Source organism: Bradyrhizobium sp. CIR18, from assembly GCF_014198295.1.
In the GTDB taxonomy this organism is placed as follows: Bacteria; Pseudomonadota; Alphaproteobacteria; order Rhizobiales; family Xanthobacteraceae; genus Bradyrhizobium.
Map to the genome: position 1 here is coordinate 31,502 of NZ_JACIHF010000009.1, position 25,631 is coordinate 57,132.

The 25,631-nt window shown below is 64.3% G+C and carries 28 protein-coding genes; 5 read left to right on the top strand and 23 right to left on the bottom strand.

The window, feature by feature from the left end; translation table 11 throughout:
• Positions 1-4: 4 nt before the first annotated feature.
• The 20 genes from GGD65_RS25365 to motA form a co-directional block, all read right to left on the bottom strand.
• A complete protein-coding gene (locus GGD65_RS25365) occupies positions 5-697 on the bottom strand; it encodes a hypothetical protein (RefSeq protein WP_183236964.1) in 693 nt (230 codons plus the stop codon).
• Positions 694-2,319 carry a flagellar basal-body MS-ring/collar protein FliF gene (gene fliF, locus GGD65_RS25370; RefSeq protein ID WP_018318450.1) on the bottom strand — a complete coding sequence of 542 codons (1,626 nt, stop codon included), beginning with the start codon at positions 2,317-2,319 and terminating at the stop codon, positions 694-696. Before fliF ends, GGD65_RS25365 begins: the two co-directional genes overlap by 4 nt.
• A 318-nt stretch (positions 2,320-2,637) precedes the next feature.
• Complete coding sequence (locus GGD65_RS25375; RefSeq protein WP_018318449.1) at positions 2,638-3,549, bottom strand: flagellin; 912 nt, start codon at positions 3,547-3,549, stop codon at positions 2,638-2,640.
• Positions 3,550-3,812: 263 nt separating this feature from the next.
• Positions 3,813-4,718: a flagellin gene (locus tag GGD65_RS25380; RefSeq protein WP_028145737.1), complete on the bottom strand. Its 906-nt coding sequence runs from the start codon at positions 4,716-4,718 to the stop codon at positions 3,813-3,815.
• A 241-nt stretch (positions 4,719-4,959) separates the two neighbouring features.
• Positions 4,960-5,700, bottom strand: a complete 741-nt coding sequence (gene fliP, locus GGD65_RS25385) for a flagellar type III secretion system pore protein FliP (RefSeq protein ID WP_018318447.1) — start codon at positions 5,698-5,700, stop codon at positions 4,960-4,962.
• Positions 5,697-6,140, bottom strand: coding sequence for a flagellar basal body-associated FliL family protein (locus GGD65_RS25390; protein ID WP_183236965.1), 444 nt, complete (start codon positions 6,138-6,140; stop codon positions 5,697-5,699). Before GGD65_RS25390 ends, fliP begins: the two co-directional genes overlap by 4 nt.
• A 42-nt stretch (positions 6,141-6,182) precedes the next feature.
• Positions 6,183-6,890 (bottom strand): flagellar basal body L-ring protein FlgH, encoded by a 708-nt coding sequence (gene flgH / locus GGD65_RS25395; RefSeq protein ID WP_183236966.1) that lies wholly within the window; start codon positions 6,888-6,890, stop codon positions 6,183-6,185.
• Positions 6,891-7,658 carry a MotE family protein gene (locus GGD65_RS25400; RefSeq protein WP_183236967.1) on the bottom strand — a complete coding sequence of 256 codons (768 nt, stop codon included), beginning with the start codon at positions 7,656-7,658 and terminating at the stop codon, positions 6,891-6,893.
• A gap of 67 nt (positions 7,659-7,725) precedes the next feature.
• Positions 7,726-8,856, bottom strand: a complete 1,131-nt coding sequence (gene flgI, locus GGD65_RS25405) for a flagellar basal body P-ring protein FlgI (RefSeq protein WP_038950160.1) — start codon at positions 8,854-8,856, stop codon at positions 7,726-7,728.
• Entirely contained in the window at positions 8,853-9,329 is a 477-nt protein-coding gene (flgA, locus tag GGD65_RS25410) for a flagellar basal body P-ring formation chaperone FlgA (protein WP_018318442.1), read from the bottom strand. The genes flgI and flgA overlap by 4 nt, the downstream gene beginning before the upstream one ends.
• A gap of 13 nt (positions 9,330-9,342) precedes the next feature.
• A complete protein-coding gene (flgG, locus tag GGD65_RS25415; RefSeq protein ID WP_018318441.1) occupies positions 9,343-10,131 on the bottom strand; it encodes a flagellar basal-body rod protein FlgG in 789 nt (262 codons plus the stop codon).
• Between the two features lie 17 nt (positions 10,132-10,148).
• Positions 10,149-10,478, bottom strand: a complete 330-nt coding sequence (locus tag GGD65_RS25420) for a flagellar hook-basal body complex protein FliE (RefSeq protein ID WP_183236968.1) — start codon at positions 10,476-10,478, stop codon at positions 10,149-10,151.
• A gap of 2 nt (positions 10,479-10,480) precedes the next feature.
• Positions 10,481-10,897 carry a flagellar basal body rod protein FlgC gene (flgC, locus tag GGD65_RS25425; protein ID WP_028145745.1) on the bottom strand — a complete coding sequence of 139 codons (417 nt, stop codon included), beginning with the start codon at positions 10,895-10,897 and terminating at the stop codon, positions 10,481-10,483.
• 11 nt (positions 10,898-10,908) lie between these two features.
• The gene (gene flgB, locus GGD65_RS25430; protein ID WP_183236969.1) at positions 10,909-11,310 is read right to left on the bottom strand and encodes a flagellar basal body rod protein FlgB; all 402 of its coding nucleotides are present in this window, start codon (positions 11,308-11,310) and stop codon (positions 10,909-10,911) included.
• Between the two features lie 64 nt (positions 11,311-11,374).
• Positions 11,375-12,460, bottom strand: a complete 1,086-nt coding sequence (gene flhB, locus GGD65_RS25435) for a flagellar biosynthesis protein FlhB (protein WP_179739269.1) — start codon at positions 12,458-12,460, stop codon at positions 11,375-11,377.
• Between the two features lie 13 nt (positions 12,461-12,473).
• The gene (locus GGD65_RS25440; RefSeq protein ID WP_018318436.1) at positions 12,474-13,514 is read right to left on the bottom strand and encodes a flagellar motor switch protein FliG; all 1,041 of its coding nucleotides are present in this window, start codon (positions 13,512-13,514) and stop codon (positions 12,474-12,476) included.
• Positions 13,515-13,516: 2 nt separating this feature from the next.
• A complete protein-coding gene (fliN, locus tag GGD65_RS25445) occupies positions 13,517-13,906 on the bottom strand; it encodes a flagellar motor switch protein FliN (RefSeq protein WP_018318435.1) in 390 nt (129 codons plus the stop codon).
• A gap of 76 nt (positions 13,907-13,982) precedes the next feature.
• Complete coding sequence (locus GGD65_RS25450) at positions 13,983-14,297, bottom strand: hypothetical protein (RefSeq protein ID WP_018318434.1); 315 nt, start codon at positions 14,295-14,297, stop codon at positions 13,983-13,985.
• Positions 14,278-15,219, bottom strand: a complete 942-nt coding sequence (locus tag GGD65_RS25455) for a flagellar motor switch protein FliM (RefSeq protein ID WP_092253785.1) — start codon at positions 15,217-15,219, stop codon at positions 14,278-14,280. Before GGD65_RS25455 ends, GGD65_RS25450 begins: the two co-directional genes overlap by 20 nt.
• Positions 15,216-16,112, bottom strand: coding sequence for a flagellar motor stator protein MotA (gene motA, locus GGD65_RS25460; RefSeq protein ID WP_028145751.1), 897 nt, complete (start codon positions 16,110-16,112; stop codon positions 15,216-15,218). Before motA ends, GGD65_RS25455 begins: the two co-directional genes overlap by 4 nt.
• A 143-nt stretch (positions 16,113-16,255) precedes the next feature.
• Here motA and GGD65_RS25465 point away from each other — a divergent pair, with 143 nt between their 5' ends.
• The 4 genes from GGD65_RS25465 (at position 16,256) to GGD65_RS25480 (ending at position 20,632) form a co-directional block, all read left to right on the top strand.
• Positions 16,256-17,041: a DUF1217 domain-containing protein gene (locus GGD65_RS25465; RefSeq protein ID WP_018318431.1), complete on the top strand. Its 786-nt coding sequence runs from the start codon at positions 16,256-16,258 to the stop codon at positions 17,039-17,041.
• A 3-nt stretch (positions 17,042-17,044) separates the two neighbouring features.
• Complete coding sequence (gene flgF, locus GGD65_RS25470; RefSeq protein WP_018318430.1) at positions 17,045-17,773, top strand: flagellar basal-body rod protein FlgF; 729 nt, start codon at positions 17,045-17,047, stop codon at positions 17,771-17,773.
• 42 nt (positions 17,774-17,815) lie between these two features.
• Positions 17,816-19,141, top strand: coding sequence for a flagellar protein export ATPase FliI (gene fliI, locus GGD65_RS25475; protein WP_179739275.1), 1,326 nt, complete (start codon positions 17,816-17,818; stop codon positions 19,139-19,141).
• An 855-nt stretch (positions 19,142-19,996) separates the two neighbouring features.
• Positions 19,997-20,632, top strand: coding sequence for a MarR family winged helix-turn-helix transcriptional regulator (locus GGD65_RS25480; RefSeq protein ID WP_183236970.1), 636 nt, complete (start codon positions 19,997-19,999; stop codon positions 20,630-20,632).
• Positions 20,633-21,221: 589 nt separating this feature from the next.
• Here GGD65_RS25480 and GGD65_RS25485 read toward each other — a convergent pair.
• Positions 21,222-22,793, bottom strand: a complete 1,572-nt coding sequence (locus GGD65_RS25485) for a porin (protein WP_018318427.1) — start codon at positions 22,791-22,793, stop codon at positions 21,222-21,224.
• A gap of 510 nt (positions 22,794-23,303) precedes the next feature.
• On the opposite strand from GGD65_RS25485, the gene GGD65_RS25490 reads away from it, so the two are divergent.
• Positions 23,304-23,783, top strand: a complete 480-nt coding sequence (locus GGD65_RS25490; protein WP_018318426.1) for a MarR family winged helix-turn-helix transcriptional regulator — start codon at positions 23,304-23,306, stop codon at positions 23,781-23,783.
• 75 nt (positions 23,784-23,858) lie between these two features.
• On the opposite strand, the gene GGD65_RS25495 is transcribed toward GGD65_RS25490, so the two are convergent.
• The gene (locus GGD65_RS25495) at positions 23,859-24,941 is read right to left on the bottom strand and encodes an alpha/beta hydrolase (RefSeq protein WP_183236971.1); all 1,083 of its coding nucleotides are present in this window, start codon (positions 24,939-24,941) and stop codon (positions 23,859-23,861) included.
• 220 nt (positions 24,942-25,161) lie between these two features.
• Positions 25,162-25,434, bottom strand: coding sequence for a hypothetical protein (locus GGD65_RS25500; RefSeq protein ID WP_157644278.1), 273 nt, complete (start codon positions 25,432-25,434; stop codon positions 25,162-25,164).
• Positions 25,435-25,631 lie beyond the last annotated feature (197 nt).

The window sequence follows — 25,631 nt, forward strand, 5'->3', positions numbered from 1 at the left end:
CGGGTTACCGGCGTGCTTCCTTCAGGCGCTCGCTCCAGGCCGTGATCTGCGTCTCGATCACGGTCTGGTCGGCCACGACGCGAACCTCCAGGGTGTCGGCGGCCTCGTACTCGATGCCGGTGCGCCTCGACGCCTCGAGCTGCGTCTTCACGAGGTCGAGCAGCTCGCTCGGGCCGGTGACCTTGAACGCCGGCACCGACGAGTTGCCGGTCAGCGCCGCGATCTGCTCGACCAGCGATCCGATCGCCTTGTCGCGGACCGCCTCGGTGAGGAACGGCAGCAGTATCCGCGCCACGGAGCTTGCGATGTTGGTCTCGATCTCGCGGCAAGCCGTCTCGAAGCCGCTGACGATCGCGACCGCCTGCTGGTCGGACCATTTGGCGCGCTCCTCGCCGAGCCGGATCGCGCTGCGGACGCGCTCCTCGGCAAGCCTGGCGTCGCCTTCCGCGACGCCGGCCGCATGGCCGCGCCGGTAGGCGTCGTCCAGGACATTGGCCGGCGGGGCTTCCGCCTTCGGCGCTGGAGACGGCGACTGCGGCAGCGGCTGCGAATGGGCCTGGGGCTGCGGCGAAGGCTCGCGCATGACCTCCTTCGGCCTCGTCAGCACGTCCTGGATCCTGGGCGGCGGAGGCGGCGGTGATTTGGCCCGGCCGTTCGCGTCGAACTGCGTCAGGAATTTTCCGATTGCCGCGTTCATGCCGCCTCCTCGCGTCGCATCCAGTCTTTAAGGATCGCTGCGGCCTGCGCCTGGTCGAGCCGGACGATCTGCTCCAGTCGCTTCTGCGGCGTTCGCTGCATCTTGCCTTCGAGATCTTCGACGAGATTGAGCTCGGGGTCCTGACTCTCGGCCAATGCAAGGGCCGCAGCAGCCTCGATCTCAGCGGCCTCGGCGGCCTCCACCTGCTCCTGCTCCGCGCGATGGGTCAGAATGCCGTTGACCGCCGGCCGCAAGCCGAACCAGACCAGCATCGACGCGACGGCCAGGATCGTCACCGCGTTGATGACGCTGCCGAGCTGCTTGTTGATCATCTCGACGAAGCTGATCGGCGGCACCGGCGCCAGCTCGCGCGAGCCCTCGATGAAGTCGACGGCCGTCACCTGGATCTGGTCGCCGCGCTGCTTGTCCAGTCCGCCGGCCGTCGCCGCGAGCTGGCTGATCTCGGCGAGCTTGCTGTCGACGATGGCCTGGTTGCTCTTGTCGCCGAGATCGGCGACCAGCCGCGCCCGATTGACCAGGACGGCGATGAAGAGCTTCTTCACCGAATAGCCGTCGCTCACCGTCGTCGTGGTCTTGGACGAGACCTCGAAGTTGGTGACGTCCTCGCGGCGGGTCTTGTCCTCGCTGGAGTTCTTGCCGCCGCCGGCGTTGACCTGCTGATCGGGAAGGTTCTGCTGCACCGTGGTCGGCGTCGAACGGTCGGCGTTCTGCGAGGATTCCTTCTCGCGCACGTTCCGCACCGAACGCTCGGCCCGGCTTTCCGGATCGTAGACGGTCTCGTTGATCTGCCGCTTGTCGGTGGAGAGCTGCGGTGCGACGCTGACCTCGAAATTATCGAGGCCCAGATACGGCGTCAGCGCCTTGCGGATGTTCTCCTGCACCATGCCGCCGACCGTCTTCTGCAGGCTCGCCATCTTGGTCGGGGCGGCGCTCGCCTCGTCCTCCTCGGCGAGCAGCATCGAACCGTCGGCATCCAGCACCGTCACCTTGTCGCGGTTCATGCCTGGAATGGCGGCGGCGACGAGATGGCGGATCGACTGCGCGGTGCGGGCCTCGATCGCGCCGTCGGTGCGCAGCACGACCGATGCCGATGGCGGCTGCTGCGTCGCGCGAAACGAGCCGCGCACCGGCAGCACGATATGCACCCGCGCCGCCTTGACGCCCTTCATCAACTGCACCGTGCGCGCGATCTCGCCTTCCAGCGCCCGGAGCTTGGTGACCTCCTGCATGAACGAGGTCAGGCCGAGCGAGCCGATCTTGTCGAACAGCTCGTAGCCGGAATTGGCGCTGGTCGGCAGCCCCTTCTCGGCCAGCAGCATCCGCGCCTGCATGGTCTGGCTCGGGCGCACCGAGAGCGCGTCGCCGGCGGTATTGACGTCGAAGGTGATGTTCTGCTCGCGCAGCGCGGCGCCCATGCGCGTCACGTCTTCGCGGGTGAGGCCGGTATAGAGCGTCTCGAATTCAGGCCGGCTCAGATAGTACGCGCCGCCGACGACGGTCACGAGAACGGCAAAACCGATCAGGCCCAGGGCCATCAGGCGTCGCGGCCCAAGCTCCAGCAGATTGTTGAGCAGTTGCTGTACCTGCGCACGACTGAGCATATGACCTCGTACCAATGCGAACGTACGGGACACTCCGCTGCCAACCTTGTCTGAAGGTTGCGCGAGGACACGAATGTGTCAGTTCGCAGGCGAGGCGTTGCAATTTTACAAGAAGGCCTATTTTACAGGAAGCCCTGGCGAGGCAATCGGGCCAGCGGCTACATGCGCCGGGACGCATGGCCGCACGATCGGCCGCGGCGTATCGCATGAAATTCAACGGCGGGAGATCGATTGCGGGCGTCTTGTGCCGCCACCTCCGCCGGTCACGGCGGGGACCGTGCTCCCTTAAGGGAGCACGGTCGTTTTCGAAAGCGCCGCTTAGCCGCGGAACAGCGACAGGATGCTCTGGCTGTTCTGGTTGGCGATCGAGAGCGCCTGAACGCCGAGCTGCTGCTGGGTCTGCAGCGCCTGGAGCCGGGTCGATTCCGCGTTCATGTCGGCGTCGACGAGCTGGCCGATACCGCGATCCACCGAGTCCATCAGCGACTTCACGAACTCAGTGTTGTTCGAGATGCGGTTCTTGATGGCGCCGAGGTTGGCGGCGGACTGGCTGACCGTGTTGATCGCGGTGGTGACCTGCGCGATGTAGCCGTCGAGGATGGTCTGGTCGGCCGTCGAGTCGGTCAGCGAACCGATGCCGATGGTGTTGACCGACGCGCTGCCGGTCACCGTGTCCAGGATACCGCCCGTGGTCGCGGTGTAGAGCGAGTAGTTGGCGACCGTCACCGTGATGGTGTTGATCGTCGGCGTGCCGCCGACGCGCGAGAACGACGACACCAGGTTGACGGTGGTCGGCGTGGACGCGTTGGTGCTCAGCCAGTTGACGCCGTTGAACGTCGCCGCGTTGGCCACGTTCTTCATGTCCTGCTGGATCTGGGTGATTTCGGCCTGGATCTTGGTGCGGTCGATGCCGGCGGTCTTGGCTTCGACCAGCAGCGCCTGGAGCTTGGTCAGGCCGGAGTTCTGGTCGCCGATGACCTTGTTCAGAGCGGTGTATTCGGTGTCGACCGTCGCAGCCGACAGACCGAGCGAGTCGGAGACGGCGGAGAGCGCGGCGTTGTCGGCGCGCATCGAGGTCGCGATCGACCAATAGGCCGAGTTATCCGAAGCGGTCGAGACGCGCTGGCCGGTGGAGATGCGGTTTTCGGTGGTCTGCAGGCTGGCGCTGACATTCCGGAGGGTCTGGAGCGCAGTCATTGCAGCGGAGTTGGTAAGCAGGCTGGAAGCCATCTTTGATGTCCCTTTGAAAACAGATTGGATGGGGACATACCGGGCTTGCACCGGTACGACAGGGCGGCATCATGCCTTTGGGCTGCGGAAATGCGCGTAAACCCAATCCGTCGTAACGGCCAGACTAGCCGGCGAAGCTTGTGCGGGGCTTGTGGCGCTGTGCCCCCGCGGCAACAGGGCAGCCGAAATCACGGTGCGCGGGTCAGGCAAACGAAAGGGCCGCGCTTCGCGAGAAGCGCGGCCCTCCCGAGATCGTCGAAGGCTTAGCGGAACAGCGACAGGATGCTCTGGCTGTTGTTGTTGGCGATCGAGAGCGCCTGAACGCCGAGCTGCTGCTGGACCTGGAGGGCCGCCAGGCGGGTGGACTCCTGGTTCATGTCGGCGTCGACGAGCTGGCCGATACCGCGATCCACCGAGTCCATCAGCGACTTCACGAACTCCGAGTTGTTCGAGATACGGTTCTTGATGGCGCCGAGGTTGGCGGCGCCCGAAGACACCGTGCCGATCGCTGCGGTGACCTTCGCGATGTAACCATCGAGAATGGTCTGGTCAGCAGCCGAGTCGGTCAGCGCACCGATGTTGAGGCTGTCGACCGACGCGCTGCCGCTCACCGTGTCGAGGATGCCGCCCGTGCTCGAGGTGTACAGCGAGTAGTTGGCGACGGTCACCGTGATCGAGCTGGTGGTCGGCGTAGAGCCGACACGCGAGAACGACGACACGAGATTGACGGTCGTCGGCGTGGAGGCGTTCGTGCTCAGCCAGTTGACGCCGTTGAAGGTCGCCGCGCTTGCGACGTTCTTCATGTCCTGCTGAATCTGGGTGATTTCCGACTGGATCTTGCTGCGATCGATACCGGCGGTCTTGGCTTCGACCAGCAGCGACTGCAGCTTGGTCAGGCCGGAGTTGCTGTCGCCGAGGACCTTGTTCAGAGCGGTGTACTCGGTGTCGACGGTCGCGGCCGACAGACCGAGCGAGTCGGAGACGGCGGAGAGCGCGGCGTTGTCGGCGCGCATCGAGGTCGCGATCGACCAGTAGGCGGCGTTGTCCGCGGCGGTAGCCACGCGCTGGCCGGTGGAGATCCGGCTCTGCGTGGTCGAGAGTTGCGAGCTGACAGACCGCAGGGTCTGGAGCGCGGTCATGGCGGACGAGTTCGTGAGCAGGCTTGACATTGCGAATGTCCCTTTATGTACGCGTTACATTTTCATCAGGGGACATACCGGACTTGCACCGGTACGGAGGGGCGGCATCATGCCTTTGGACTGATGTGGGTGAGGTCCAACCCGCCGTGACGCCTTGCTAACACGTCGAATCTTGCCGGCGGATTAAGATCGGCCTTAATTCCGCAGCAATATCATATGGTTAATATTACTTTCCGCTAACCATAACGCGCCGGGCCGACGCTCGCCGCCGCTACGAGAACGACCGCACCAGTCCGGAGGCGAGCAGATTCCAGCCGTCGATCAGCACGAAGAACAGCATCTTGAACGGCAGCGCCAGGATCGTCGGCGGCATCATCATCATGCCCATCGACATCGTCAGCGTCGCCACGATCATGTCGATGACGAGGAACGGCAGGATGATGAGAAATCCGATCTCGAACGAGCGCCTCAGCTCGGAGATCATGAAGGCCGGGATGATGACGCGCAAATCGACGCGCTTGTCGTCGAACTTCTTGCGAAAGCTCTCCGCGGCGAGCGACTCGAAGGTTTGCAGATCCTTGTCGCGGACATGGGCCAGCATGAACTCACGGAACGGATCCGTGATCTTCAGATAGGCCTGTTCTTCCGAGATCTCGTTCTTCATCAGCGGCTGGACGCCGGTCTCCCAGGCGCGATCGAAGGTCGGCGCCATCACGTAGAAGGTCATGAACAGCGCGAGGCTGATCAGCACCAGATTGGCCGGCGTGGTCTGCAGGCCGAGGCCGGCGCGCAGGAACGACAGCGCCACCGCAAATCGCGTGAAGCTCGTCACCATGATGAGCAGTCCCGGCGCCACCGACAGCACCGTGATCAGCGCCATCAGCTGGATGATCCGGCCGCTGGTCGAGCCGTTTCCGGGCGGCAGCAGCGAGTTGAGGTCCGGAATCTGGGCGAGCGCCACTTCGGGCAGCACGACCAGGACCAACGCGAGCAGCAGGATTTTTACTCTCACTGAATCACCAGAGTCTCAATGATCAATTCGCGCACCTTGCCCGACGAGCGGATATTGGCGCGCTCGGTCAGGTCGTCGCGCAGATGCTGAAGCCCGCGCGATCCCTCGAATTGCGTCACCGTCGCCGACCGCAGATAGGTGACGATGTCCTCGCTGATGTGGGCGGCCAGGATGCCGGCATCCTCGTCGCTCATGCTCTCGGTCACCATGGAGGCCTCGATGCGGGCCCAGTTGTTGGCCGGCGCGGACAGATTGGTCACGATCGGGGACAGCTTCCTGAGCCGCGCGCTGCCGGCGTAGCTCGAGGCAAGCGGCGGCGGCGTAGCGGTTTTCTTCGCGTCGGCGACGCGCTCGGCGGCCGCGAACAGATGCAGCCCGGCCAGCGCGCCCGCACCGATCGCGACAAGGGTCAGCACCACGATGGCCGCAATCAGGCGCATCACGTCCCCTGCCCTCGCGGTGCGGCCAGACCGGCGCGGACTTCAGAATGGTGCCACGGCGTCATAGATCCGATGTCCCCATCCAGGCTGCTGCACGTCGGACAGATTTCCGCGACCGCCATAGGACACGCGCGCCTCGGCGATCTTCTCGTAGGAGATCGTGTTGGTGCGCGAGATATCGCGCGGACGCACGATGCCGCCGACGTTGAGCACGCGCATCTCCGTGTTGACGCGAAACTCCTGCGAGCCGCTGATCATCATATTGCCGTTCGGCAACACGTCGGTGACGATGGCCGCGATCGAGAGCTTGATGTCCTCGGTGCGGTCGATCTGGCCGTTGCCCTTGATCTGGGTGTTGGTGCTGAGATTGGCGTTGGCCGATCCCTTGTCGCTCCACCCTGCGACATCCATCAGCCAGTCGAGCCCGAACTTGACCTGCGAATCGCGCGAGCGGCCGGTCTTGTTGTCGAGCTTGGCCTTGTCCTGCATCGAGATGATCACGGTCACGACGTCGCCGGTGCGCCGGGCGCGGGGATCGCGGTAGAGGTCGGTGCCGTCGTCCCAGGTCGAGCGATAGCTGACGGGCGTGCGCATGCGCGGCGTCACCGGGATCGGATCGGCCTGGGTCCGGAGGCCGCTGCCGACCGGCGACATTTGCGGGCCGGTCAGGACCTCGGACGGATCATGGAAGCATCCGGCCAAGGGCGCGGACGCCAGCACGAGCGAGAGGATGAGGATCGGCTTCTTCATCTATTTGGTCTTTCCGTCATCCACGCGACGCATTCCGCCGAGCAGGTCGGCGAGGTGCGCCGCGCGTGCCGTATCCATCTCATTGAAGATCGCGCTCGAATTCCTCGGGCTGAGCTTGGCGAGCACGGCGGCGGCGGTCTCGTCCGCCATGCCGGCAATCTGGGTCGCCGCAGCTTCGGGCTTCATGCGCGAATAGATCTCGACGACGCTGGCTTCGGCCTTCTTCAGGAAGTCATCGCGCAACGCCATCCACTTCTCGTATTCGACGCGCTTGGCCTCGACCTCGGCAATGCGCTCGCGCAGCAGGCTCTCGGCCTTTTCGAGCTCCTTGAGCTGCCAGGCCAGCCTCGCATCGACGGCGGGATCGGCGACGTTGCTGCAGAACAGGGCCACTTCGTTGTCCGCCGATACCGCGGCCTGTGGCGGCGCAGGTTTCGGCGGCGCCGTGACGCTGCCGGGCTTGGCCGGACGTACCGGTGGTGGTGCAGGTGCAGCCGCTGGCGTCTGGGAAGCAGGCACCGCGCCGGTGGTCGTGGGTCCCTGGTCTTCGGCGGCCCATGCCGTCGCCCGGATCGACGCATTGTCGCCAGGCATCGCCGTGACCGGCTGCGGCTTCTGTGGGCCGGAGGCGCGGGCGCGCGCGAAGGAGAGCAGATTGAGCGGCTTCGATTGCTTGGCCTCATCCAGGGCCAGCACGGGCGATGCGCCCGCGAGCACGGATGCCGCGACCAGCAGGAGGAGTTTGGCTTTGTGATCCAGCTTCAGCATCGGGCCGCGTGCGATTCTCGGTCGAGACACGAGCATTGAGCGACCAAGCTTGCACGACGCTTGCGCATCATTGGACGATGACATCGGCCTGGAGCGCACCGGCCGTCTTGATCGCCTGCAGGATCGCGATGATGCCCGACGGCTTCAGGCCGATCTGGTTCAGCCCGCGCACCAGGCGCTGGAGATCGACCCCGCTGAGGATCGCCACCTGAGATCCGGCCTCGTTGGCCTCGACCACGGTCTGCGGGACCACCACGGTCTGCCCTCGCGAGAACGGCGCCGGCTGCGACACCACGGGCATCTCCGTGACACGAACCGTCAGATTGCCGTGCGTCACGGCGACGGTCGATATCCGCACGTCGCGCCCGATCACGACAGTGCCGGTGCGCTCGTTGATCACCACCCGGGCCGGCGTATCCGGCTCGACCGTTAGTTCCCCGATCTCGGCAAGGAAGCGGACAGGGCCGATGTGGCGCGGCTTCGACAGCACGATGGTACGGTAGTCGCGCTCGAAGGCGATTTGCGCGCGGTAGCGTCCACCGGCGTACCGGTTGATGGCGTCCAGGATGCGCGTTGCGGTGACGAAGTCGGGGTTCTTCAACTGCAGCACCAGGAACTCCATCTCATGAAGACTTCCCTGCACCTCGCGTTCGACCAGCGCACCGTTCGGGATGCGCCCGGCCGTCGGCGTACCCTGACTGACGTTCTGCGCCTGGCCTCCGACGCTGTAACCGGCGACCGTGATCGCGCCCTGCGCCACCGCGTAGACGGCGCCGTCCGCCGCACGCAGCGATGTCATGACCAGCGTACCGCCGAGCAGCGACGTCGCATCGCCGAGCGACGACACCGTCACGTCCATGCGCTCGCCAGGCCCGATCGAGGGCGTCAGGTCCGCAGTCACCATCACGGCCGCGACGTTGCGCGTGCGCAGCGTCGTCGGTCGCGTCGGATTGTTGGTGCTCGTGGTCTCGTTCCTGACGTTGATGCCCATGTTCTCGAGCATCGATTGCAGGGACTGCTCCGTGAACGGAGCGTTGCGAAGCGTGTCGCCGGTGCCGTTCAGGCCGATGACGAGGCCGTAGCCGACGATCTGGTTTTCGCGCAGGCCCTTGATGTCGGCGATGTCCTTGATGCGGACGGCGGCATGGGCGCTGGCGGCCGAAAGCAGCAGGACGAGCGCAAGCAGGATTCTGGTCATGACCCGTCCACGACCTTCACGGTGCCGTCCGGCTGGACCACGCCCCTGATGATCACCCCGGTATCCGTATTGCGCACCGGGATGAGCGCGCCGGACGCACCCGATTGCATCGCCGAGCCGTAAGTGACGATGGACAGGCCGCTGTCTTCCACCACGACCTTGACCATGGCGCCGCGGGCGACGGTCCAGGGGTCTTCCACCGAGTTGGTTGGGATGGGCTGGCCCGGCAACAGCGCGCGCCGCGCCATGCGGCCGACCAGGACCTGGCGCCCTTCGACAAACATGGCAACGCCGAGCAGGCTCGGCGCGAAGGCGCGCTCGGTGATCATGTCGTCCCGGATCAGCTCGCCGGCGCGGATCGCAACCGCCGGCACGGGAAGCCGCTTCTCCTCGGCCATGGCAAGGCGCACCGAAGCCAGAACCAGCAGCACGGCGGCCAACCCGCGCACGATCAGGCCCACCCTGTTCAACATCGAGACACCGGAACTAGCGCATGCCCTTCGATACTGTCTGGGCCATTTCGTCCGAGGCCTGGATGACCTTGGCATTCATTTCGTAGGCGCGCTGCGCCGAGATCAACTCGGTGATTTCCTTGACCGGGTCGACGTTCGAGGCTTCGAGCCATTTCTGGTTGATCTTGCCGTATCCGGAATCGCCCGGCAGGCCGACGACCGGCGTGCCCGACGCCGTGGTCTCCTTGTAGAGATTGCTGCCCAGCGGCTCGAGGCCCGCCTCGTTGGCGAAGTTGGCGAGGTTGAGCTGGCCGATCTGGCGCGGGTTCACCTCGGTATCCAGCTTGGCGAAGACCTGGCCGGTCTGGTTGACCGTGACCTCGACCGTGCCCTGCGGTATTGTGATCGCGGGATCCAGCAGATAGCCGTCGATCGTGACGAGCTGGCCGTTGGCATTGGTGTTGAACGAGCCCGCGCGGGTGTATTGCACCTCGTTGTTCGGGCCGAGCACCTGGAACCAGCCGCGGCCGTTGATCGCCATATCGTAGGGATTGCCGGTCTGCGTCAGCGCGCCCTGGATGTGCAGCTTGCGGATCGCTGCCGACTTGACGCCGAGACCGAGATTGGCGCCTTCCGGGATCGGCGAGGAACCGTTGACGTTCGCGACGCCCTGCATGCGGTCCATCTGGTAGAACAGATCGGTGAACTCGGCGCGGGCACGCTTGTACGACGTCGAATTGATGTTCGCGATATTGTTCGCGATGACTTCGATGTTGGTCTGCTGGGCGTTCATGCCCGTGGCCGCGATGGCGAGCGATTTCACAGCTTCATTCCTTCAGATCAAATCGACATCCGGACGACTTCCTGGTAGGCCTGCACGACCTTGTCGCGAACCGCGACCGCCGTCTGCAAGGCCTGCTCGGCCGACATCAGCGCCTCCACGACCTTGCGCGTCGATTCCTTGCCCTGCATCGCCGAGATCGACGCCGCTTCGCCTGCCTTCAGCGTCCCGATCGCGTCGGTCGTCACCTGCTTCATCACCGATTCGAAGCCGACATCGCCGGTGGACTGAATGGCGGTCGGAGCCGCCGGCGAGATGGCCTGCGCCTCGGTCGCACGGCTCGCCGCCTGCCCGGCGGAAATCGCAGTGGATGAAATTGCCTCAAGCATTGTCAGCTCCTCAAGAGGTCGATGGTCATGCCGAGCATCGACCTCACCTGTTTCACGACCTGGAGATTGGCTTCATAGGACCGGTTGACTTCCCGCATGTCGGCCATCTCGATCATCATGTTGACGTTCGGCAGCTTGACGTAGCCTGCCTTGTCGGCAGCGGGATGTCCCGGGTCGTACTCCACGCGGTACGGCGTGGTGTCGACCCCGATCTCCTTGACCTTCGCCAGCTGCGAGCCCGAGGCACGATCCATCGCAGCATCGAAGGTGATCGTCTTGCGCTGATAGGGATCGGCGCCGGCGGTGCGCCCCGTCGAGGTCGCGTTCGCCAAATTCTCCGAGACGATGCGCATACGCGTCGACTGCGCTTCGAGCCCGGAGCTCGCGACCGTCAATGACGCTTGCAGTGAGTCCAGCATCTCAATTCACCTCAGCTCTTCGCGCTCGACAGCAGCATGCGGTGAAACGACCGCACGACTGCCGAGTTCATCGAGTAATCGCGACTGACGTCGCTGCCCTTGATCATTTCCTGCTCGAGGCTGACCGAATTGCCGGAGTGAACCACTTCCCAGCTGTCCTTCTTCGCGGTCGCCCGCGTGTCGGTCTCGGCCGCGGCCAGCTGCATGTGCGACGGCGACGTCATCGCAAGCCTCACCGGCAAGCCGTCGAGCACCTTGTTGAAGGGCTCGACGTCGCGCGCCTTGAAGCCGGGCGTGTTGGCGTTGGCGACGTTGGTGGCGATGGTCGACTGGCGGAGCTCGAGGTACCGCGCCTGCGACGATGCGAGTTCGAAGAGATAAAGCGGTCCCACGACAGCCCCGTTCTGGTCCATTCGGGAGAAGCCTAGGGCGTTAAGCTTTCGTCAAGCTGTTGGGCCGGACGTCGTCCTCTGAATTCTACTGGACCTTCTCGGTCCGCGACGCCTGCTTCGACTGGAGGAAGTAGATGATCTCGGCGACGGGGCGGAAGAATTCCGCCGGGATCACCTGATCGACCTGCACCGCCTCGTAGAGTGCGCGCGCCAGCGCCTTGTTCTCGATCACCGGAATCCGGTTCTGCTCGGCGACCTCGCGGATCTTCAGCGCGATCACGTCCATGCCCTTGGCCACCACGAGCGGCGCGGGATTTTCCTCGCGCTTGTAGCGCAATGCGATCGCGAAGTGCGTGGGGTTCGCGATCACCAGCGTCGCGCGCGATGCGGACGCGATCATCCGCTGCCGCGAGCGGTCGCGCGCCAGTGAGCGCAGGCGCGCCTTGATCAGCGGATCGCCTTCCGCCTGCTTGTGCTCGTCCTTGATCTCCTGCTTGGTCATGCGCAGCTGGCGCCGCCAGTGGAAGCGTGCCCAGGCGAGATCGATCGCCACCAGGACGATGGTCGCGATGCAGATCGCCGAGACGATCCGCATCGCGATGTTGAGAATCATCTCCGGCAGCGCAACCGGATCGGTGTACATCGCCTCGAACGCCTTCGCCTCCGATGCGCGCAGCACGAAGGCGACCACGGAGGTCACCGCGGCCAGCTTGAACAGCGACTTGGCGAACTCAACCAGTCCCTGCGTTCCGAACAGACGGCTCCAGCCGCTGATCGGAGAGATTCGCGACAGGTCGGGCTTGATGCGCTCCAGCACCAGGCGCGGCGCGTTTTGCAGCAGCGAGGCGGCGAGCCCGAACGCGCCGAGGGTGACGACCAGCGGCACCAGGAAGCGCAATGCCTGGAGGCCGACCACGGTGAGCAGGTTCTGCGCGTCCGCGCCGGTCGAGAGCGGGAAGCCTTCGGGATCGTCCAGCAGGTTCTTCAACGTCGGCGTCAATTGCTGCACGCCCTGGCCGATCAGGAACGCCTGAATGACCATCAGCGCGGCCATCGAGGCAAAAATAGAGGCCTCCCGAGAGACCGGGATCTTGCCCTGTTCGAGCGCATCACGGACTTTCTTCTCGGTCGGCTCTTCTGTCTTGCTCTCCTGATCGGATGATTCTGCCATGCCCGTTCAGCGGTCAGCGGAAGACCAGCTCATCCTCCTGGTCGGGATTGAGCTCGATTTCACCCTTCTCTGCGAGCTCGAGCGCGAGGTCGGTGATGACGCGGCGCGCCTCCAGCACGTCACGCTGGTTCGACGGCTCGCCGATGGCGAGCTCGTGCTCGACGACGCGGCGGACGCGCGAGGCGACCGCGGACAGGATCAGTTCGCGGAAATGCTTGTCGGTGCCCTTCAGCGCGACGACGATACGGTCGGTCGGCACCTGGTCGAAGATCATGGTGCGCGCCTTCGGCGCCAGGTTGATGACGTCGTCGAAGGTGAACAGCAGCTCCTTCAGCACTTCGGCCGACTTCGGCCGCTTCTCCGACAGGCTCTTGAGCATGTCCTCGATATGTCCGCGCTCCATCTTGTTGATGATGTCGGCGACGCGGGCGTAAGTGTCGGCGCCGAGGTTGCGGGCGAAGTTCAGCGTCAGATCCTCATGCAGCGTCTTCTCGAGCACTCTCATGGCGTCATCGGCGATCGGCTTGAGGCTGAGCACGCGCCGCATCAATTCGTTGCGCAGGCTCGAGGGCAGCTGGCTCATGACCTTGGCGGCGCAGGCCGGCTTGACCTTGGACAGGATCAGCGCCGCGGTCTGCGGATGCTCCTTGGACAGGTAGCTCGCGAGCGAATTTTCGGACACCGACGAGACACGGTCCCACACCGACCGGCTCGAATTGCCGAGCAGGTCCGACATGATCGCCGACACCTGGTCGGCTGGAAGCACGTCGCCGAGCACGGCCTCGAGGCCACCGAGGGTGCCGAGAATGTTCGCGCCCATCGAGAATTGCTGGGCGAACTCCTCGACGATGGATTCGAGTTCTTGCGCCGTGATCGGCCGCAGCTCGGCCGCGGCCTTGGTAACGATGCGAATATCCTGCGGCTCGAATTGCGCAAGCACGCTCGCGGCGGCCTGCCGGCCCATGGCCAGCAGCAGCGCCGCGACCTTTTCCGTACCGCCCAGCGTGGCAACGCCTCGCTGCTTGACGGGAGCGATGCCGACCTGTGCCGCCATGGTCAGCTGTCACCCTGCCCCAGCGGTCCGACGATCTCCGTGAGCGAGACGCCGAAGCGGGAATTGTCCTCTTCGACGACGACCACCTCGCCGCGGGCGACGATGCGGCCGTTGACGACGACGTCGACGGGCTCGCCGACCCGATGGTCGAGCGGAACCACCGCGCCGCGCCCGAGCTTCATCAGGTTCGCCACCGGAATGGTCGCCGATCCCAGCACCACCTGCATGGTGACCGGGATGCGCAAGATCGCATCGACATTGGCGAACTTGCCGCTCTCCTCCGCCGTGCGCGCGGCGATCTCCGCGAGCCGCTCCAGCGGAGTCGTGTCGGTATGCCCCTCGTCGGCGGCCGGTGCTCGCGTGGCAGAGTCATAGTCGAAGGATTGCGCCATCTGGTATCGCCTCTTGGTATTTCCGCTCCCGGAACGCCTTGGCGTTCCGCTCGTATTGGTTGTGCCGGCTCTCGCTTCAGTGCTTGTTCACCTCAGCGCCGCCTGCGGTCGCGGCCGGCGTGAGCCCGCTCCTCGCATCGAGCGCGGCGATCGCTTCGTGGGCCTGATCGATCTTGGTGGTCAGCACGTTCGCTAAGCGTCCGAGATTGGCGGTGGAATCATGCGCTGCGGTGATGACGGTGTCGAAGGCGCCCGCGGTCTCGTGGACGATGGTGGAGAATTCGCCCTGGTAGCTGCGCAGCCGCGCCAGCTCGCGGTGCATGCGGGTCACCCGCATGCTGGTGAAGGCGAGCGCGATCAGCAGCACGGCATCAACGAGATAGGATATCATCGACGAACTCCCGTTTCTGATCGACGGGATCGGCCACCTGCATGGCGTAATAGCCATCGAGCTGGCCGATCTGACACCAGAACAACACCTGGTTGTTGCTCTCGAGACGGGCCAGCGTGCGCGGCGTCGCCTCGAGCTCGAGCACCTGCCCCACCTTGAACTTCACGACGTCCTCGAGCGAAATCATCTTCTCGTCGAGCACCGCGCTCAGGGTCACCTCGGTCCGGTGGACCTCGCTCTCCATCTGCTCGCGCCAGCGCGGATCGGTCGCGCGACCGTCGCTGGCGGTGACCGTTGCAAGCTTCTGACGCAGCGGGTTGAGCGCGGAGTGCGGAATGATCAGGAACATCTGGCCGCCGCGGTAGAGTGCCTGCACCATCATGTTCGCGCAGATCGACATGTTGCTGGCGCGCCCGATCGCCAGCGAGGCCATCGCCGTCTCGACCCGCTCGACGCGGAAGGTGACGTTCGACGTGCCGGCAAAGGCGCTCTGCAGCGCCTTGGCGAACCGCTCGAACAGCGCCTGGACCAGGCGGATCTCGATGTTCGAGAAGGTGCGTTCGACATCGAGCGGCGGTTCCGCGCCGTCGGATCCGAACATCGCCTCGACCATCGTGAAGACGAAGTCGCGGTCCAGCATGATGATGACGCGCGAGTCCCACTGCTCGGCATAGAGCACCGCCGCGACCGCGTTGCCCTCGTAGTCCTTGATGATGTCGCCGAGGGGATCGTTGGTGATGCCGTTGACCGAGAAATAGCACGGCGTTCCCGCCATCGGCTGCAGGCTGTCGGTACACGATGCCGCCATGCGATCGAAGATCACATTGAGCATCGGCATGCGTTCGATCGATATGCCGGCCGCGTCCAGCAGATAGTTCGGCAGCTGCTTGCGCTGATCGACCTCGACGTCTTCCATCATCATGCGCGGGCAGCCTTGGGTTCGGGCTCGGTGACGACGGCCTTGGGACCTGCGATCGTCTCGTTCTCGACGACGTCGATCGACGGCCGCTCGGTGCTCGCGATCATCTTGCGGCCGTGCTCGACGGCGATCTGCGGCATGGCGCCGTTCATGAACGCCAGCAGCGTCTGCTTGACGATGATGTAGGGCCGGCACTTCTTCTCGCGCGTCATCTTGATCTTGATCGCGAAGGGCGAAAGAACGCCGTAGGACAGGAAGATGCCGGCGAAGGTGCCGACCAGGGCCGCGCCGATGAAGCCGCCGAGCAGCTTCGGCGACTGGTCGAGCGCGCCCATCGCCTTGATGACGCCGAGCACGGCGGCGACGATGCCCAGCGCCGGCAGCGCCTCGGACACCGTCACCAGCGCATGATAGGGCGCCAGCTTGCTCTTCACGATGGTGTGGATCTCCTCGTCCATCAGCGCCTCGATCTCGTGCGTGCGCGCGTTGCCCATGATGATGAGGCGGACGTAGTCGCAGATGAACTGGAGCAGCGAGGGATCCCCGAGCACGCTCGGAAACGCCTTGAAGATCTCGGAGGACGCGGGATCGTCGATATGGGCCTCGACCTCGTTGCGGCCCTTGCCCCTGAGCTCGCGCATCAGGGCGTGGAGCGCACCGAGCAGATCAAGGTAGTAGCGTTGGCCGGGCACCGCGCCGGTGATGGCCTGCATGCAGGCAACGCCGGTATCCACCACCGTCTTCCACGGATTGGCGACGATGAAGGTGCCGACCGCGGTCCCCATGATGATCACGAACTCCCACGGCTGCATGAGCACGGCCAGATGCCCGCCCATGGCAGCAAATCCGCCGAGCAGCGCCGCTACCGTGATGAAAATCCCCACGAAACTGCCCAACGCGCCGCTCCATCGCCAATCCCACCGGGAATATCTAGTCGGCGAGCCTTGCGCGAAGCTGGCTTCCCGCCTCGCCAGCCCCGCGCAAGCAATCGGCGGCAGCTTGGGGCGGCGTCGCAACAGCGGCCAGAGGGGCGCGTGTCATGCTATCCACCATCGCGGACTACACCAGACTGACCAAGGACATGGGCAAGTCGCTGACGCAGGTCGCGACACAGCCGGACGTCAGCCGCGAGACCGACTATTTCCTGAGCCATATCGGCAACGTGAAGACGATCGACGACTTCCTGAAGGACTATCGCCTCTATTCCTACGCGATGAAGGCCTTTGGCCTCAGCGATATGACCTACGCCAAGGCGTTCATGCGCAAGGTGCTGACCGAGGGTGTCGGGAACAAGAACACCTTCGCCAACAAGCTGACCGACACCCGCTACCGGGAATTCGCCACCGCCTTCAATTTCGCCGCCCTCGGCAGCAACGCGACGAAGACCACCCAGGCCACGACCGGGACGGCGACGCATTACGTCACGCAGACGATGGAGCAGAAGGCCGGCGACCAGAACGAGGGCCTGCGGCTGGCGCTCTATTTCACCCGCAAGGCCTCCACGATCACGACCGCCTACCAGGTGCTCGCGGACAAGGCGTTGACGCAGGTGGTTCAGACCGCGCTGGGCCTGCCCTCGACGATCAGCGCGGCCGACATCGACGCCCAGGCCAAGATGATCACGAACCGGGTCAAGCTCACCGATTTCCAGGACCCGGCCAAGGTCACCAAATTCGTGCAGCGCTTTGCGGCGATGTGGGATGCGACCCAGGCCCAGAGCGACAATTCGACCAATCCCGCGCTAGTCCTGATCGGCGGTGCCAGCTCGGCCAGCATGGATATCGACATGCTCTCGAAACTTCAGTCCCTCCGGTTCGGAAAGTAGACCATGCAATCGGCCCTCTATGTGGGATTGTCGGCCCAGGTCGCCCTCGAAAAGCGCCTCCAGACGATCGCCAACAACGTCGCCAACGTCAACACGGCAGCATTCCGCACCGACGTGGTGAAGTTCGAGACCGTGCTGTCCAAGGCCGGCGCAAACCCGGTCGCCTTCTCCTCGCCCGGCGACAACATCATCTCGCGCGAGCAAGGCAACATCACCGAGAGCGGCAATCCGCTCGACGTCGCCGTGGTCGGCCAGGGCTGGATCGCCTTCGCAGGTCCCAACGGCACGGTCTATACCCGCGACGGCCGGCTCCAGATCGCCGCCAACGGCGATCTTCAGACCGTAAGCGGCTTTCCCGTCGTCGATTCCGGCGGCGCGCAGATCACGCTGGACCCGAACGGCGGACCGATCTCGATCTCGCGCAGCGGAGCGATCACCCAGGACAACAACGAGATCGGCACCATCGGCCTGTTCAACATTCCGGCTGACGCCAATCTCGAGCGCTACGGCAATTCCGGCGTGACGCCGGACCGGCCTGCGAGCGCCATCGCCGATTTCTCCCGCGACGGCTTCAAGCAAGGCTATGTCGAGGGCTCCGGCGCCAATCCGATGATGGAATTGACCAAGCTGATCGCGGCCTCGCGTGCCTTCGACGGCACCAATTCGATGATCGAGGGCACCGAAAGCTCGCTGCAGAACGCAATCCGGACGCTGGGCGAACCCGGCAAGTAGACCGCGCCTCGCGCGCATTGAGATTGAGGTTGGACGGTTTCCTTGAACGCTCTTCGGCAACTCGAGTGGGCGCTGCTGGAGCTTCAGCAGAGCACTCCCCTGGCAAGCGTCAGCGGCGCGATCTCCGAGATCGCGCCGACGCATTTCCGTGTCTCCGGCCTGTCGCGCTTCGTCAGGCTCGGCGAGCTCATCGGCGTCAATTCGGGCGGCAAGCCGCAGATCGGCGAGGTGGTGCGAATCGACAGCGAGGGCATCATCGCCAAGCCGTTCGACCGGCAGTTCGCCGGCGGCCTCGGCTCGGTCGCCTACCGGATGCCGCCCTTGTCCTTTGCACCCGATCCGAGCTGGAAGGGTCGCGTCATCAACGCCCTCGGCGCGCCGCTGGATGGATTGGGGCCCCTCACGCCGGGCCCACAGGCGGTCTCGGCGGAGGCTGAGGCGCCCTCGGCCATGAAGCGCGCACGCGTGCACAAGCCGCTGCGCACCGGCGTACGCGTCATCGATTTGTTCGCGCCGATCTGCGCCGGCCAGCGCGTCGGCATCTTTGCCGGCTCCGGCGTCGGCAAATCGACGCTGCTTGCCATGCTCGCCCGCAGCCAGGGTTTCGACACCGTCGTGCTGGCCCTGGTCGGCGAGCGCGGCCGCGAGGTGCGTGAGTTCATCGAGGATGTGCTGGGCAATGATCGCCAGCGCGCCGTCACCATCGTGTCGACTGGAGACGAAAGCCCGATGATGCGGCGGCTGGCGCCGAAGACGGCCATGGCGGTCGCGGAATATTTCCGCGACCGGGGCGAATCGGTGCTGCTCATGGTCGATTCGATCACGCGTTTCGCCCACGCCGCCCGCGAGGTCGCGCTCGCCGCCGGCGAGCCTGCGGTGGCGCGCGGCTACGCGCCGACGGTCTTCACCGATCTGCCACGCCTGCTGGAGCGCGCCGGGCCCGGCGAGGAAGGTGCCGGCACCATCACCGGAATCTTCTCGGTGCTGGTCGACGGCGACGACCACAACGAGCCGATCGCCGATACCATCCGCAGCACGCTCGATGGGCACATCGTGCTCTCCAGGCACATCGCCGACCAGGCGCGCTATCCGGCCGTCGACGTGCTGGCTTCGGTCTCCCGCCTCGCCCACAACGTCTGGGATCCCGAAGAGCGCGAATTGGTCAGCAAGCTGCGCGCCTTGATCGCCAAATACGAGGACACGCGCGACCTTCGCCTGATGGGCGGCTATCAGTCGGGACGTGATTCGGGCCTCGACCAGGCGGTCGACATGGTTCCGAGAATCTACGGCGCGATGCGGCAGGACGCTTCGGCTCCGCCGAGTGCCGATCCGTTCCGCGAGCTGCGAGACATGCTCAAGGGCGAATAGCAGCGCGAGAGGCCGCGACCGCCCGCAACATGCGCCGCTATCCTGCTCCTGCCCGTTGTTTTCGACAGGAGATTGCGCATGCCGCCACGCCGCCCGCGCATGCGCCGCACGGCCGTCGCCGGTTTTCCGCCCTGAGCGCGGCCACCACTCGGGTGAGAGCAGCGGACGACCGCGCCGGAAGCGACCGCACCGGCGATTCTGCGAGCAAACGATCGACAACCGGCGCGTGTAATTCCTCCGAGTTCCCTTGACGATTCTCCGGCTCCACCCACAAGTTGTGGATGACCTGCCGAACTCATCGTCGTCATGCACAAGCTCCGATCAATTTGCGTCGATCACGGACAGCAGGACGCCGTGCAATCATGGCGTCGCAGAGTTGAGTGCATGCTGCTTGCCGGACAGCGTATTGCGTTCACTATCATGTGTCCCGATGAGCGAGATTGTCTTGAACGTTACATTCGCCTGCAACGACATCTGGGCTCCGCGAGCGTCTCTACTTGATTTTGTTGAGAAGCTCATTCATCGTTTCGACGGAATATAAGAAACGTCTGCGTGTGACTTGAACTCAGGGGCTTCGGTTGAACTATTCCGATCCATCGTCTGCTGGCGACGGCAACTCGGGCTCCCGTGCGACGACGCTGTTGGCATGCCAACGACGCAGTTCGTCACTCCGAAGCACGCGACGCGCATCGGTCCAGGTCGGCCGCGCTATAATTCGTTCCTACGAACGAGAGCGCGACACGACGCATTCGCCGGACAGCTGCAGCCGTTCGATGTCTTTCGAAGGTTTCGCGGGCCAGGGTGCAAAGCGGCTTCGGGGCGCCGCAGACGAAGTTCCGGGGACGAGGTAGATTCATGCCATTGGCACGGGAAGCCGTCGAGCTGCTGGTTCAGGCGGCGAGGGCTTGGTATTTCGAAGGCAATCAGCATGGATTGCGCGATCGCGAATGGATGGCGCTGCGCTTTCTCGGCCGCGCCAACAGGTTTTCGCGCACGCCGTCCGCGCTGGCCGGCTTCATCGGCGCCACCAGAGCAACTGCATCGCAGATCGTGAAAACGCTGGAGAGCAAATCCTTTCTGGTGCGCAAGCCGTCGCAAGAGGACAAGCGTTCTGTCGTCCTGCACGTCACCGCCCAGGGCGAGAAATGCCTGAACCAGCACGACCCGATCAATCACGTGGTCAATGCGGTCACCTCGCTTGGAAACGACGAATGCGTCAGGCTGCGCGACTCGCTCCGCGAAGTTCTCAATCACCTCGACGCGGCCCATCAGCGGCTCGATGCCAGCGTCTGCCGCGACTGCATGTTTCTCGCTGAACGCGGCCCGGCTGCCTCCAAAGGACGCGCGAGCGCCGAATTCATGTGCCGGCTGTATCGCGCTCCAGTCTCGCTCGATGAGACCGAACTGCTGTGCACCAGTTTCGAGCGCACCCGCGACCGCCCCAAGATCGAGGAGCATCTCGACCGCGCGCGGATGGCAAGCCAGGGCTGAGACGCACGCAATTTCCGCGCGAGTGGTTGCGGCACAGCCCGCGGACAACTTCGCAGCGCCGGTCTCTGAACGACGCATGCAGTTCCCTCGTGTCCCCGGACAAGCCGCAACGCTGACAACATTGCTGCGCAGATGCTTCGCATCGCCAGGGAGACGCTGCGCTGCGTCCGGGGCGCGCGAGCAGTGCTATGACGCCCGCTCCCTCCACGCCGTCATTGCGAGCGCAGCGAAGCAATCCAAACTCTTTCCACGGAAGGATTCTGGATTGCTTCGTCGCAAGAGCTCCTCGCAATGATCGAGCGTCCTGCAATCACCTCTGTCGCCGAAACCGAATTTCGGTAAATCGAAATATTTGCACCGCGATTCTCAGCGCATCGAAACAGGCTCGGTTGCCGTAGCCCGGATGGAGCGCCAGCGTAATCCGGGACGGCGCGCGATGCGGGCCGAGCGGTCCCTACACCATCGGGCAGCGCATTCACGCGACCCGTTGGCTCGATCCGGGCAACACGGGGCGTCAGGCATCACGCGGGCGCACAAAAAAACACCCGGCGGTTTCCCGCCGGGTGTTCATCACGTGGTTCGAAAGATCTTACCAGTTGCGCTGGGCGCGGAGCAGCAGGGTGACGCTGTCCTGATCCTTCAGCTCGTACAGGGCGGCCGGCTTGGCCGTCGTGCCGGCACCGGCGTAACCGACCGTGCCCGAGTACTTCTGGTCGAGACGGGTCCAGTTCAGGTCGCCAGAGAACGTCAGGTTCTTGACCGGGGTCCAGCGGGTGATGATACCGACCTGGCCGACGGCGAAGTCAGGGTTACAACCCGTGACACCGGCGAGACCGCCGAACACGCCGCCTGCACCGCCAGCGCCGCAGAGAGCGGTCTTGGCGACCGAGCCGTACTGCGCCTGAGCGTAGGCGCCGTACAGCGCGGTGTTCCAGTAGGGATCCCAGTTGTGGGTGTAAGCGCCGCGGAAGCCCCAGGTCTTGACGGTTTCCTGCTGGCCGCCCGTGACGAACACGGTGTCCGGAGCATAGGCGAAGCCGACGCTCTGATAGGCGACGCCCGAGCTGCCGAACATCGAGTAGCTGCTGCCCGCCAGGTTCTGGAAGTTGTAGCGGGTCGCGCCGTCGGTGTAGACGCCCGAAATGTTGATCACGTCACCCGCACCGGTCGGGATGTTCTTGATCGACAGAGCGAGCTGAACCGCCCAGCCCCACTTGTCGTCGGGGTGACCGGTGGCCTCGTTCGCGCCGTAATAGGCAACGTGGTTGTCATGCGCAGCGACCGACGCCTGGAACATGCCCCAGGCCTGGTCGACACGGACCATACCGACGAGGTTCGGCGAACGCGAGCCGCCGATGGCGTTGGTGCCGTACGTACCGCCGACCATGCTGCCGACGGTCGCGCCGGTCAGGTTCACGTTGCCGGCCTGATAGTAGGCCGTCGCGTCTTCCGCCGAGAACGAAGCCGTGACGCCCTGACCGAAGTCAGCGGTGTAGGTGAACTGGTTGACACCAGTGACCGTGCCAGAACCGCCGACGAGGCTGTCGATGTTGTTGCCGGGATAGTTGGTCCAGGGCGCATCGAACTGCGACACGGCCTTACCCATGGTGAAGCCGGCGAACTGGATGAAGGCGTAGTACACGCCGAGCGAACCGCCCGAGGTGTTGCCGTCGGTGCCGTTGATCGACGAACCAACGAGCGCCGGGGTGGCGCCGGAGGTGTTGAGGCCGAGGTTGCCGGTATAGACCGTGCCGCCCGTCGCGGAGCCGGAGCCCTGATAGCCACCGGTGGTCCAGGTGAACACGCCGTCGAAGAAGGTACGGACGACGCCGTATTCGGTCGCGGTGCGCGTGTCGATGTTGAGATCCTGACGAGCGCGCATCTGGTAGTAGTTGCTGAGGCGGTTGTGCGCACCAGCCGGGGAGCCGTTCGAGATGCCGTAGTTGCTGTTGGTGTTGAACGCGACTTCAGCGCGCAGGTAACCACCCAGCTTGATGCAGGTGTCGGTGCCCGGGATGTAGTAGAAGCCGGCGCCGTACAGCGAGCAGATCTTCACGTATTCGACGGCCTTGGCCTTCACGGGGAGATCGGCTGCGAACGCCCCGGAGACGGCCATCAGGCCGGCAGCCGAGCCGAGAAAGAGCGTTTTCGTCAACTTCATTAGTAAACCTCCAGGTCGGTTCAGGGGGCTCGGCTCCTCGGAGGACGCCGCTTGACCCACTTAATTTCCGTTCAATTCAGGTCCGCACTGAAGGTCCGGACTGAAACGACAGTGAGGTGCCCCCCCTCCGTCGTAGCTTCACGTATAGTTTATAAAAACAACGGCCTCAATTTATTGATTTAGTGAATCGTAACTTCCGTCGGAGATGTTGCCCGATGGCAACAGAGGCGATCGGAACGGCAACTAACTCTTTAATCCAAAACGAAAAAGCCCTCAGGGGGCATCCCGAGGGCTTTCTTGGAGGTCTCACATCGCTGTCCATCGACAGGGTCAAGAGCAGCAAAGATTGAGTGGGAGGAGACGTAATTTAATTAATTGCTTTTTGCAAGTACTAAACCGCGAACCGTTTCCGCCGTGCGGTGTCCGCCACAATTGTCCACGCGCGATATGCGAGACGATTCCCCAATATCCCATTAAAAGAGTGAACTGAGGGAAACGGGGGGCAGCCACATGATCGAGAAGAAACTCGACAGGGCGATTACGGACTTCATCTGGAACGTCGTCGAAATTCACTCCCAGCTGGAGGACATCCATACCTGCTGGGCCGGACTGCTGGGCATCACCGAGCCGCAGTGGCTGATCCTGATGGCGATCACCGAACTGGACGACGGGCGCGGCGTCGCCGGCATCGATATCGCGAACAAGTTGCGGGTCCACCCGGCCTTCGTGACCAACCAGACCAAGAGCCTCGAAAAGGGCGGCTTCCTGTCGCGGCGGCCGGCACCGGACGATGCCCGCTTCGTTCTGATGTCGCTGACGGAGAAGGCCACGACGGAAATCGAAAAACTATCCAAGAGAAAGCTCGCCTTGAATTCGACCATCTTCAACGAGCTCGACGAGAAGACCCTGGCTGAACTGAATGCCGCGCTGGCAACGATCGCCAGGAACGCGCGGCTGGCGGCACGATTGCTGGCTATCGACGTGTCGTGACGCGCGCCTCGGCTTCGAGGCGACCGCCCGAAGCATGGCGGCAAACACCGCGCTCAAATGCGATTCTCCCAAGGGCTAGAGATAGGTCACGGGGTCAAGCTGACGGGCCGTTCCGAGCTTGCTGCCGAGCCATTCGAAGACGAAGTCGTCGACAGCGATGAAATTCTCGACCTCGCCGAGCGGGTGCCGGACATTGTTGGGCACCACGACCGAGCAATCGGCTCCGGTCTGCCGATAGCCGGCTTGCAGATCGAGGGCATCCTGCTCCCATATCATGGAGCGGCTCCCGACGACCATGAGCAGCGGGCACGGGAGTCGACGCGACGGCGGTAGCGAACCCGTCGCGGCCCCGTCGGGGACCGCTTGCCCGAAGCCGGTCATCCAGCGAAGCGATGCTCGACGCATCACCGGAGTCAAAAGGCCACCGTCGCACACGGCGGCCGCTATCCTGCGATCCGAGAGGGCAAGGCGGGACGCATGAGAGGCGCCCTCCCCTTCGCCATAGACTGCGATCCGCCGCGCATCGACATCGGGGCGAGCCTCCAGATAGTCCAACCAGCACTGAAGCCTGTGCTCCGGCTTGAAGGAGCGATGCACGGTTGAATTGCCGGCATCGACGAACAAGAGCGACATGGTCCCGCAGAGTGAGGCCGGCAACAGCCTGCTCATCATCGAGCCCAGGGTGATGTCCTCGTCGCTGAGGCAGATGACCGTCGGCGCGGAAGTCCCACGACGGAGCGCCGGCAGAAAGAAGCCGGCCAGCGCCCCTTGGTCGAAGCAATCAATCTTGACGCGCTCGATCGCCAGTCCGGCCTCCGCCTCGAAACCTCGCAGGCTGATGCCGACCTCGTCTGCGAGGCCGGCACTTTCGACATCTTCCGGACAAGACAAGCGTCTGACGACTTCGAGGGCCGTCAGCGAACACAGCCACGCTTCCCGCGAAACCCAGGCGGAACGGTTTTGGTGCGCGGATTCGGCCAAGGTCCGGTAGTCGTCCGCGACCTTCAACCAGTCCGAAATCCACAGATGCCGGTGCGTCTCATGCCCAAGCTCCGCGACGGACAGGCTTTGGAAAAATTGGGACGCGCGATCCCGCAAGCGCGCCAGGCTTTGCCCGGCGCCGTCGCACGAGCCGTGAGGCCAATGATCACCTTCCATGTCAGCCCCCGAGCGGCGCGGTCAACGGTTGCCCGGACTTGCGTCCAGACTAGCCGGCTTTGCATTCTGCGCAGCGCCCCGCGCACCTGCTCGATGCGATCGCCGCCGCCCCTGATCGCGTCCATCGCGCTTGCGTCTGGCGAGGCAGCCCGCCGCGTCGACGTCTTTCGCCGCCATTCCAAACCAGCCCGCTTGAGCCCAAGGTCGAGGCCGGCCCAACTCAATCGTCACGTCCCAGCTCCATCGCTGAACACAGTTGCTTGCCGCGCACCCCGCCAGTCTTGCGATCAGACTTGCGATGCGGGCCCTGACTTTTCTTGTTGCGATCGGCGAACTGAAATGACTCACTTCGCCGACGTAAAATACATGCCTGCGTAGGCCGGCATTGTGAAAGCACGATATGGTGAGAGATGCGGCGGATTGCCGCTTCATCAATGCCGAAAGGCAAATGTGACAGGAAGAAAACAGCGGGACCAACCGACGTGGCGATCATCGGCACGCGACATGTGACGACGCACGACCGCACCTCACGCTGAGCCGGGACGAGCGAGACATCCTCCGGCCTACCGGATTCGGTAAAGCCGTATGGCGTTGAGTGAGCCGATTGACAGCCGCAGGTGGCGGCACAGCAAGGACCCGTCGGGCAACAAATTGGGGCTCGTAGCGGATGAGCGCGGCATAAGCCTGGTC

Coding starts and splice junctions, on each gene's coding strand:
- GGD65_RS25490 (WP_018318426.1), top strand. CDS start 23,304: ATGATCGAGAAGAAACTCGACAGGGCGATTACGGACTTCATCTGGAAC.
- GGD65_RS25500 (WP_157644278.1), bottom strand. CDS start 25,434: ATGATCGCCACGTCGGTTGGTCCCGCTGTTTTCTTCCTGTCACATTTG.
- flgA (WP_018318442.1), bottom strand. CDS start 9,329: ATGTTGAACAGGGTGGGCCTGATCGTGCGCGGGTTGGCCGCCGTGCTG.
- GGD65_RS25390 (WP_183236965.1), bottom strand. CDS start 6,140: ATGCGCCTGATTGCGGCCATCGTGGTGCTGACCCTTGTCGCGATCGGT.
- GGD65_RS25495 (WP_183236971.1), bottom strand. CDS start 24,941: ATGGAAGGTGATCATTGGCCTCACGGCTCGTGCGACGGCGCCGGGCAA.
- fliN (WP_018318435.1), bottom strand. CDS start 13,906: ATGGCGCAATCCTTCGACTATGACTCTGCCACGCGAGCACCGGCCGCC.
- GGD65_RS25365 (WP_183236964.1), bottom strand. CDS start 697: ATGAACGCGGCAATCGGAAAATTCCTGACGCAGTTCGACGCGAACGGC.
- GGD65_RS25420 (WP_183236968.1), bottom strand. CDS start 10,478: ATGCTTGAGGCAATTTCATCCACTGCGATTTCCGCCGGGCAGGCGGCG.
- GGD65_RS25480 (WP_183236970.1), top strand. CDS start 19,997: ATGCCATTGGCACGGGAAGCCGTCGAGCTGCTGGTTCAGGCGGCGAGG.
- GGD65_RS25400 (WP_183236967.1), bottom strand. CDS start 7,658: ATGCTGAAGCTGGATCACAAAGCCAAACTCCTCCTGCTGGTCGCGGCA.
- flgH (WP_183236966.1), bottom strand. CDS start 6,890: ATGAAGAAGCCGATCCTCATCCTCTCGCTCGTGCTGGCGTCCGCGCCC.
- flgI (WP_038950160.1), bottom strand. CDS start 8,856: ATGACCAGAATCCTGCTTGCGCTCGTCCTGCTGCTTTCGGCCGCCAGC.
- GGD65_RS25450 (WP_018318434.1), bottom strand. CDS start 14,297: ATGATATCCTATCTCGTTGATGCCGTGCTGCTGATCGCGCTCGCCTTC.
- flgF (WP_018318430.1), top strand. CDS start 17,045: ATGCAATCGGCCCTCTATGTGGGATTGTCGGCCCAGGTCGCCCTCGAA.
- GGD65_RS25485 (WP_018318427.1), bottom strand. CDS start 22,793: ATGAAGTTGACGAAAACGCTCTTTCTCGGCTCGGCTGCCGGCCTGATG.
- GGD65_RS25465 (WP_018318431.1), top strand. CDS start 16,256: ATGCTATCCACCATCGCGGACTACACCAGACTGACCAAGGACATGGGC.
- GGD65_RS25380 (WP_028145737.1), bottom strand. CDS start 4,718: ATGTCAAGCCTGCTCACGAACTCGTCCGCCATGACCGCGCTCCAGACC.
- flhB (WP_179739269.1), bottom strand. CDS start 12,460: ATGGCAGAATCATCCGATCAGGAGAGCAAGACAGAAGAGCCGACCGAG.
- flgC (WP_028145745.1), bottom strand. CDS start 10,897: ATGCTGGACTCACTGCAAGCGTCATTGACGGTCGCGAGCTCCGGGCTC.
- GGD65_RS25455 (WP_092253785.1), bottom strand. CDS start 15,219: ATGATGATGGAAGACGTCGAGGTCGATCAGCGCAAGCAGCTGCCGAAC.
- fliF (WP_018318450.1), bottom strand. CDS start 2,319: ATGCTCAGTCGTGCGCAGGTACAGCAACTGCTCAACAATCTGCTGGAG.
- GGD65_RS25375 (WP_018318449.1), bottom strand. CDS start 3,549: ATGGCTTCCAGCCTGCTTACCAACTCCGCTGCAATGACTGCGCTCCAG.
- GGD65_RS25440 (WP_018318436.1), bottom strand. CDS start 13,514: ATGGCGGCACAGGTCGGCATCGCTCCCGTCAAGCAGCGAGGCGTTGCC.
- flgB (WP_183236969.1), bottom strand. CDS start 11,310: ATGGACCAGAACGGGGCTGTCGTGGGACCGCTTTATCTCTTCGAACTC.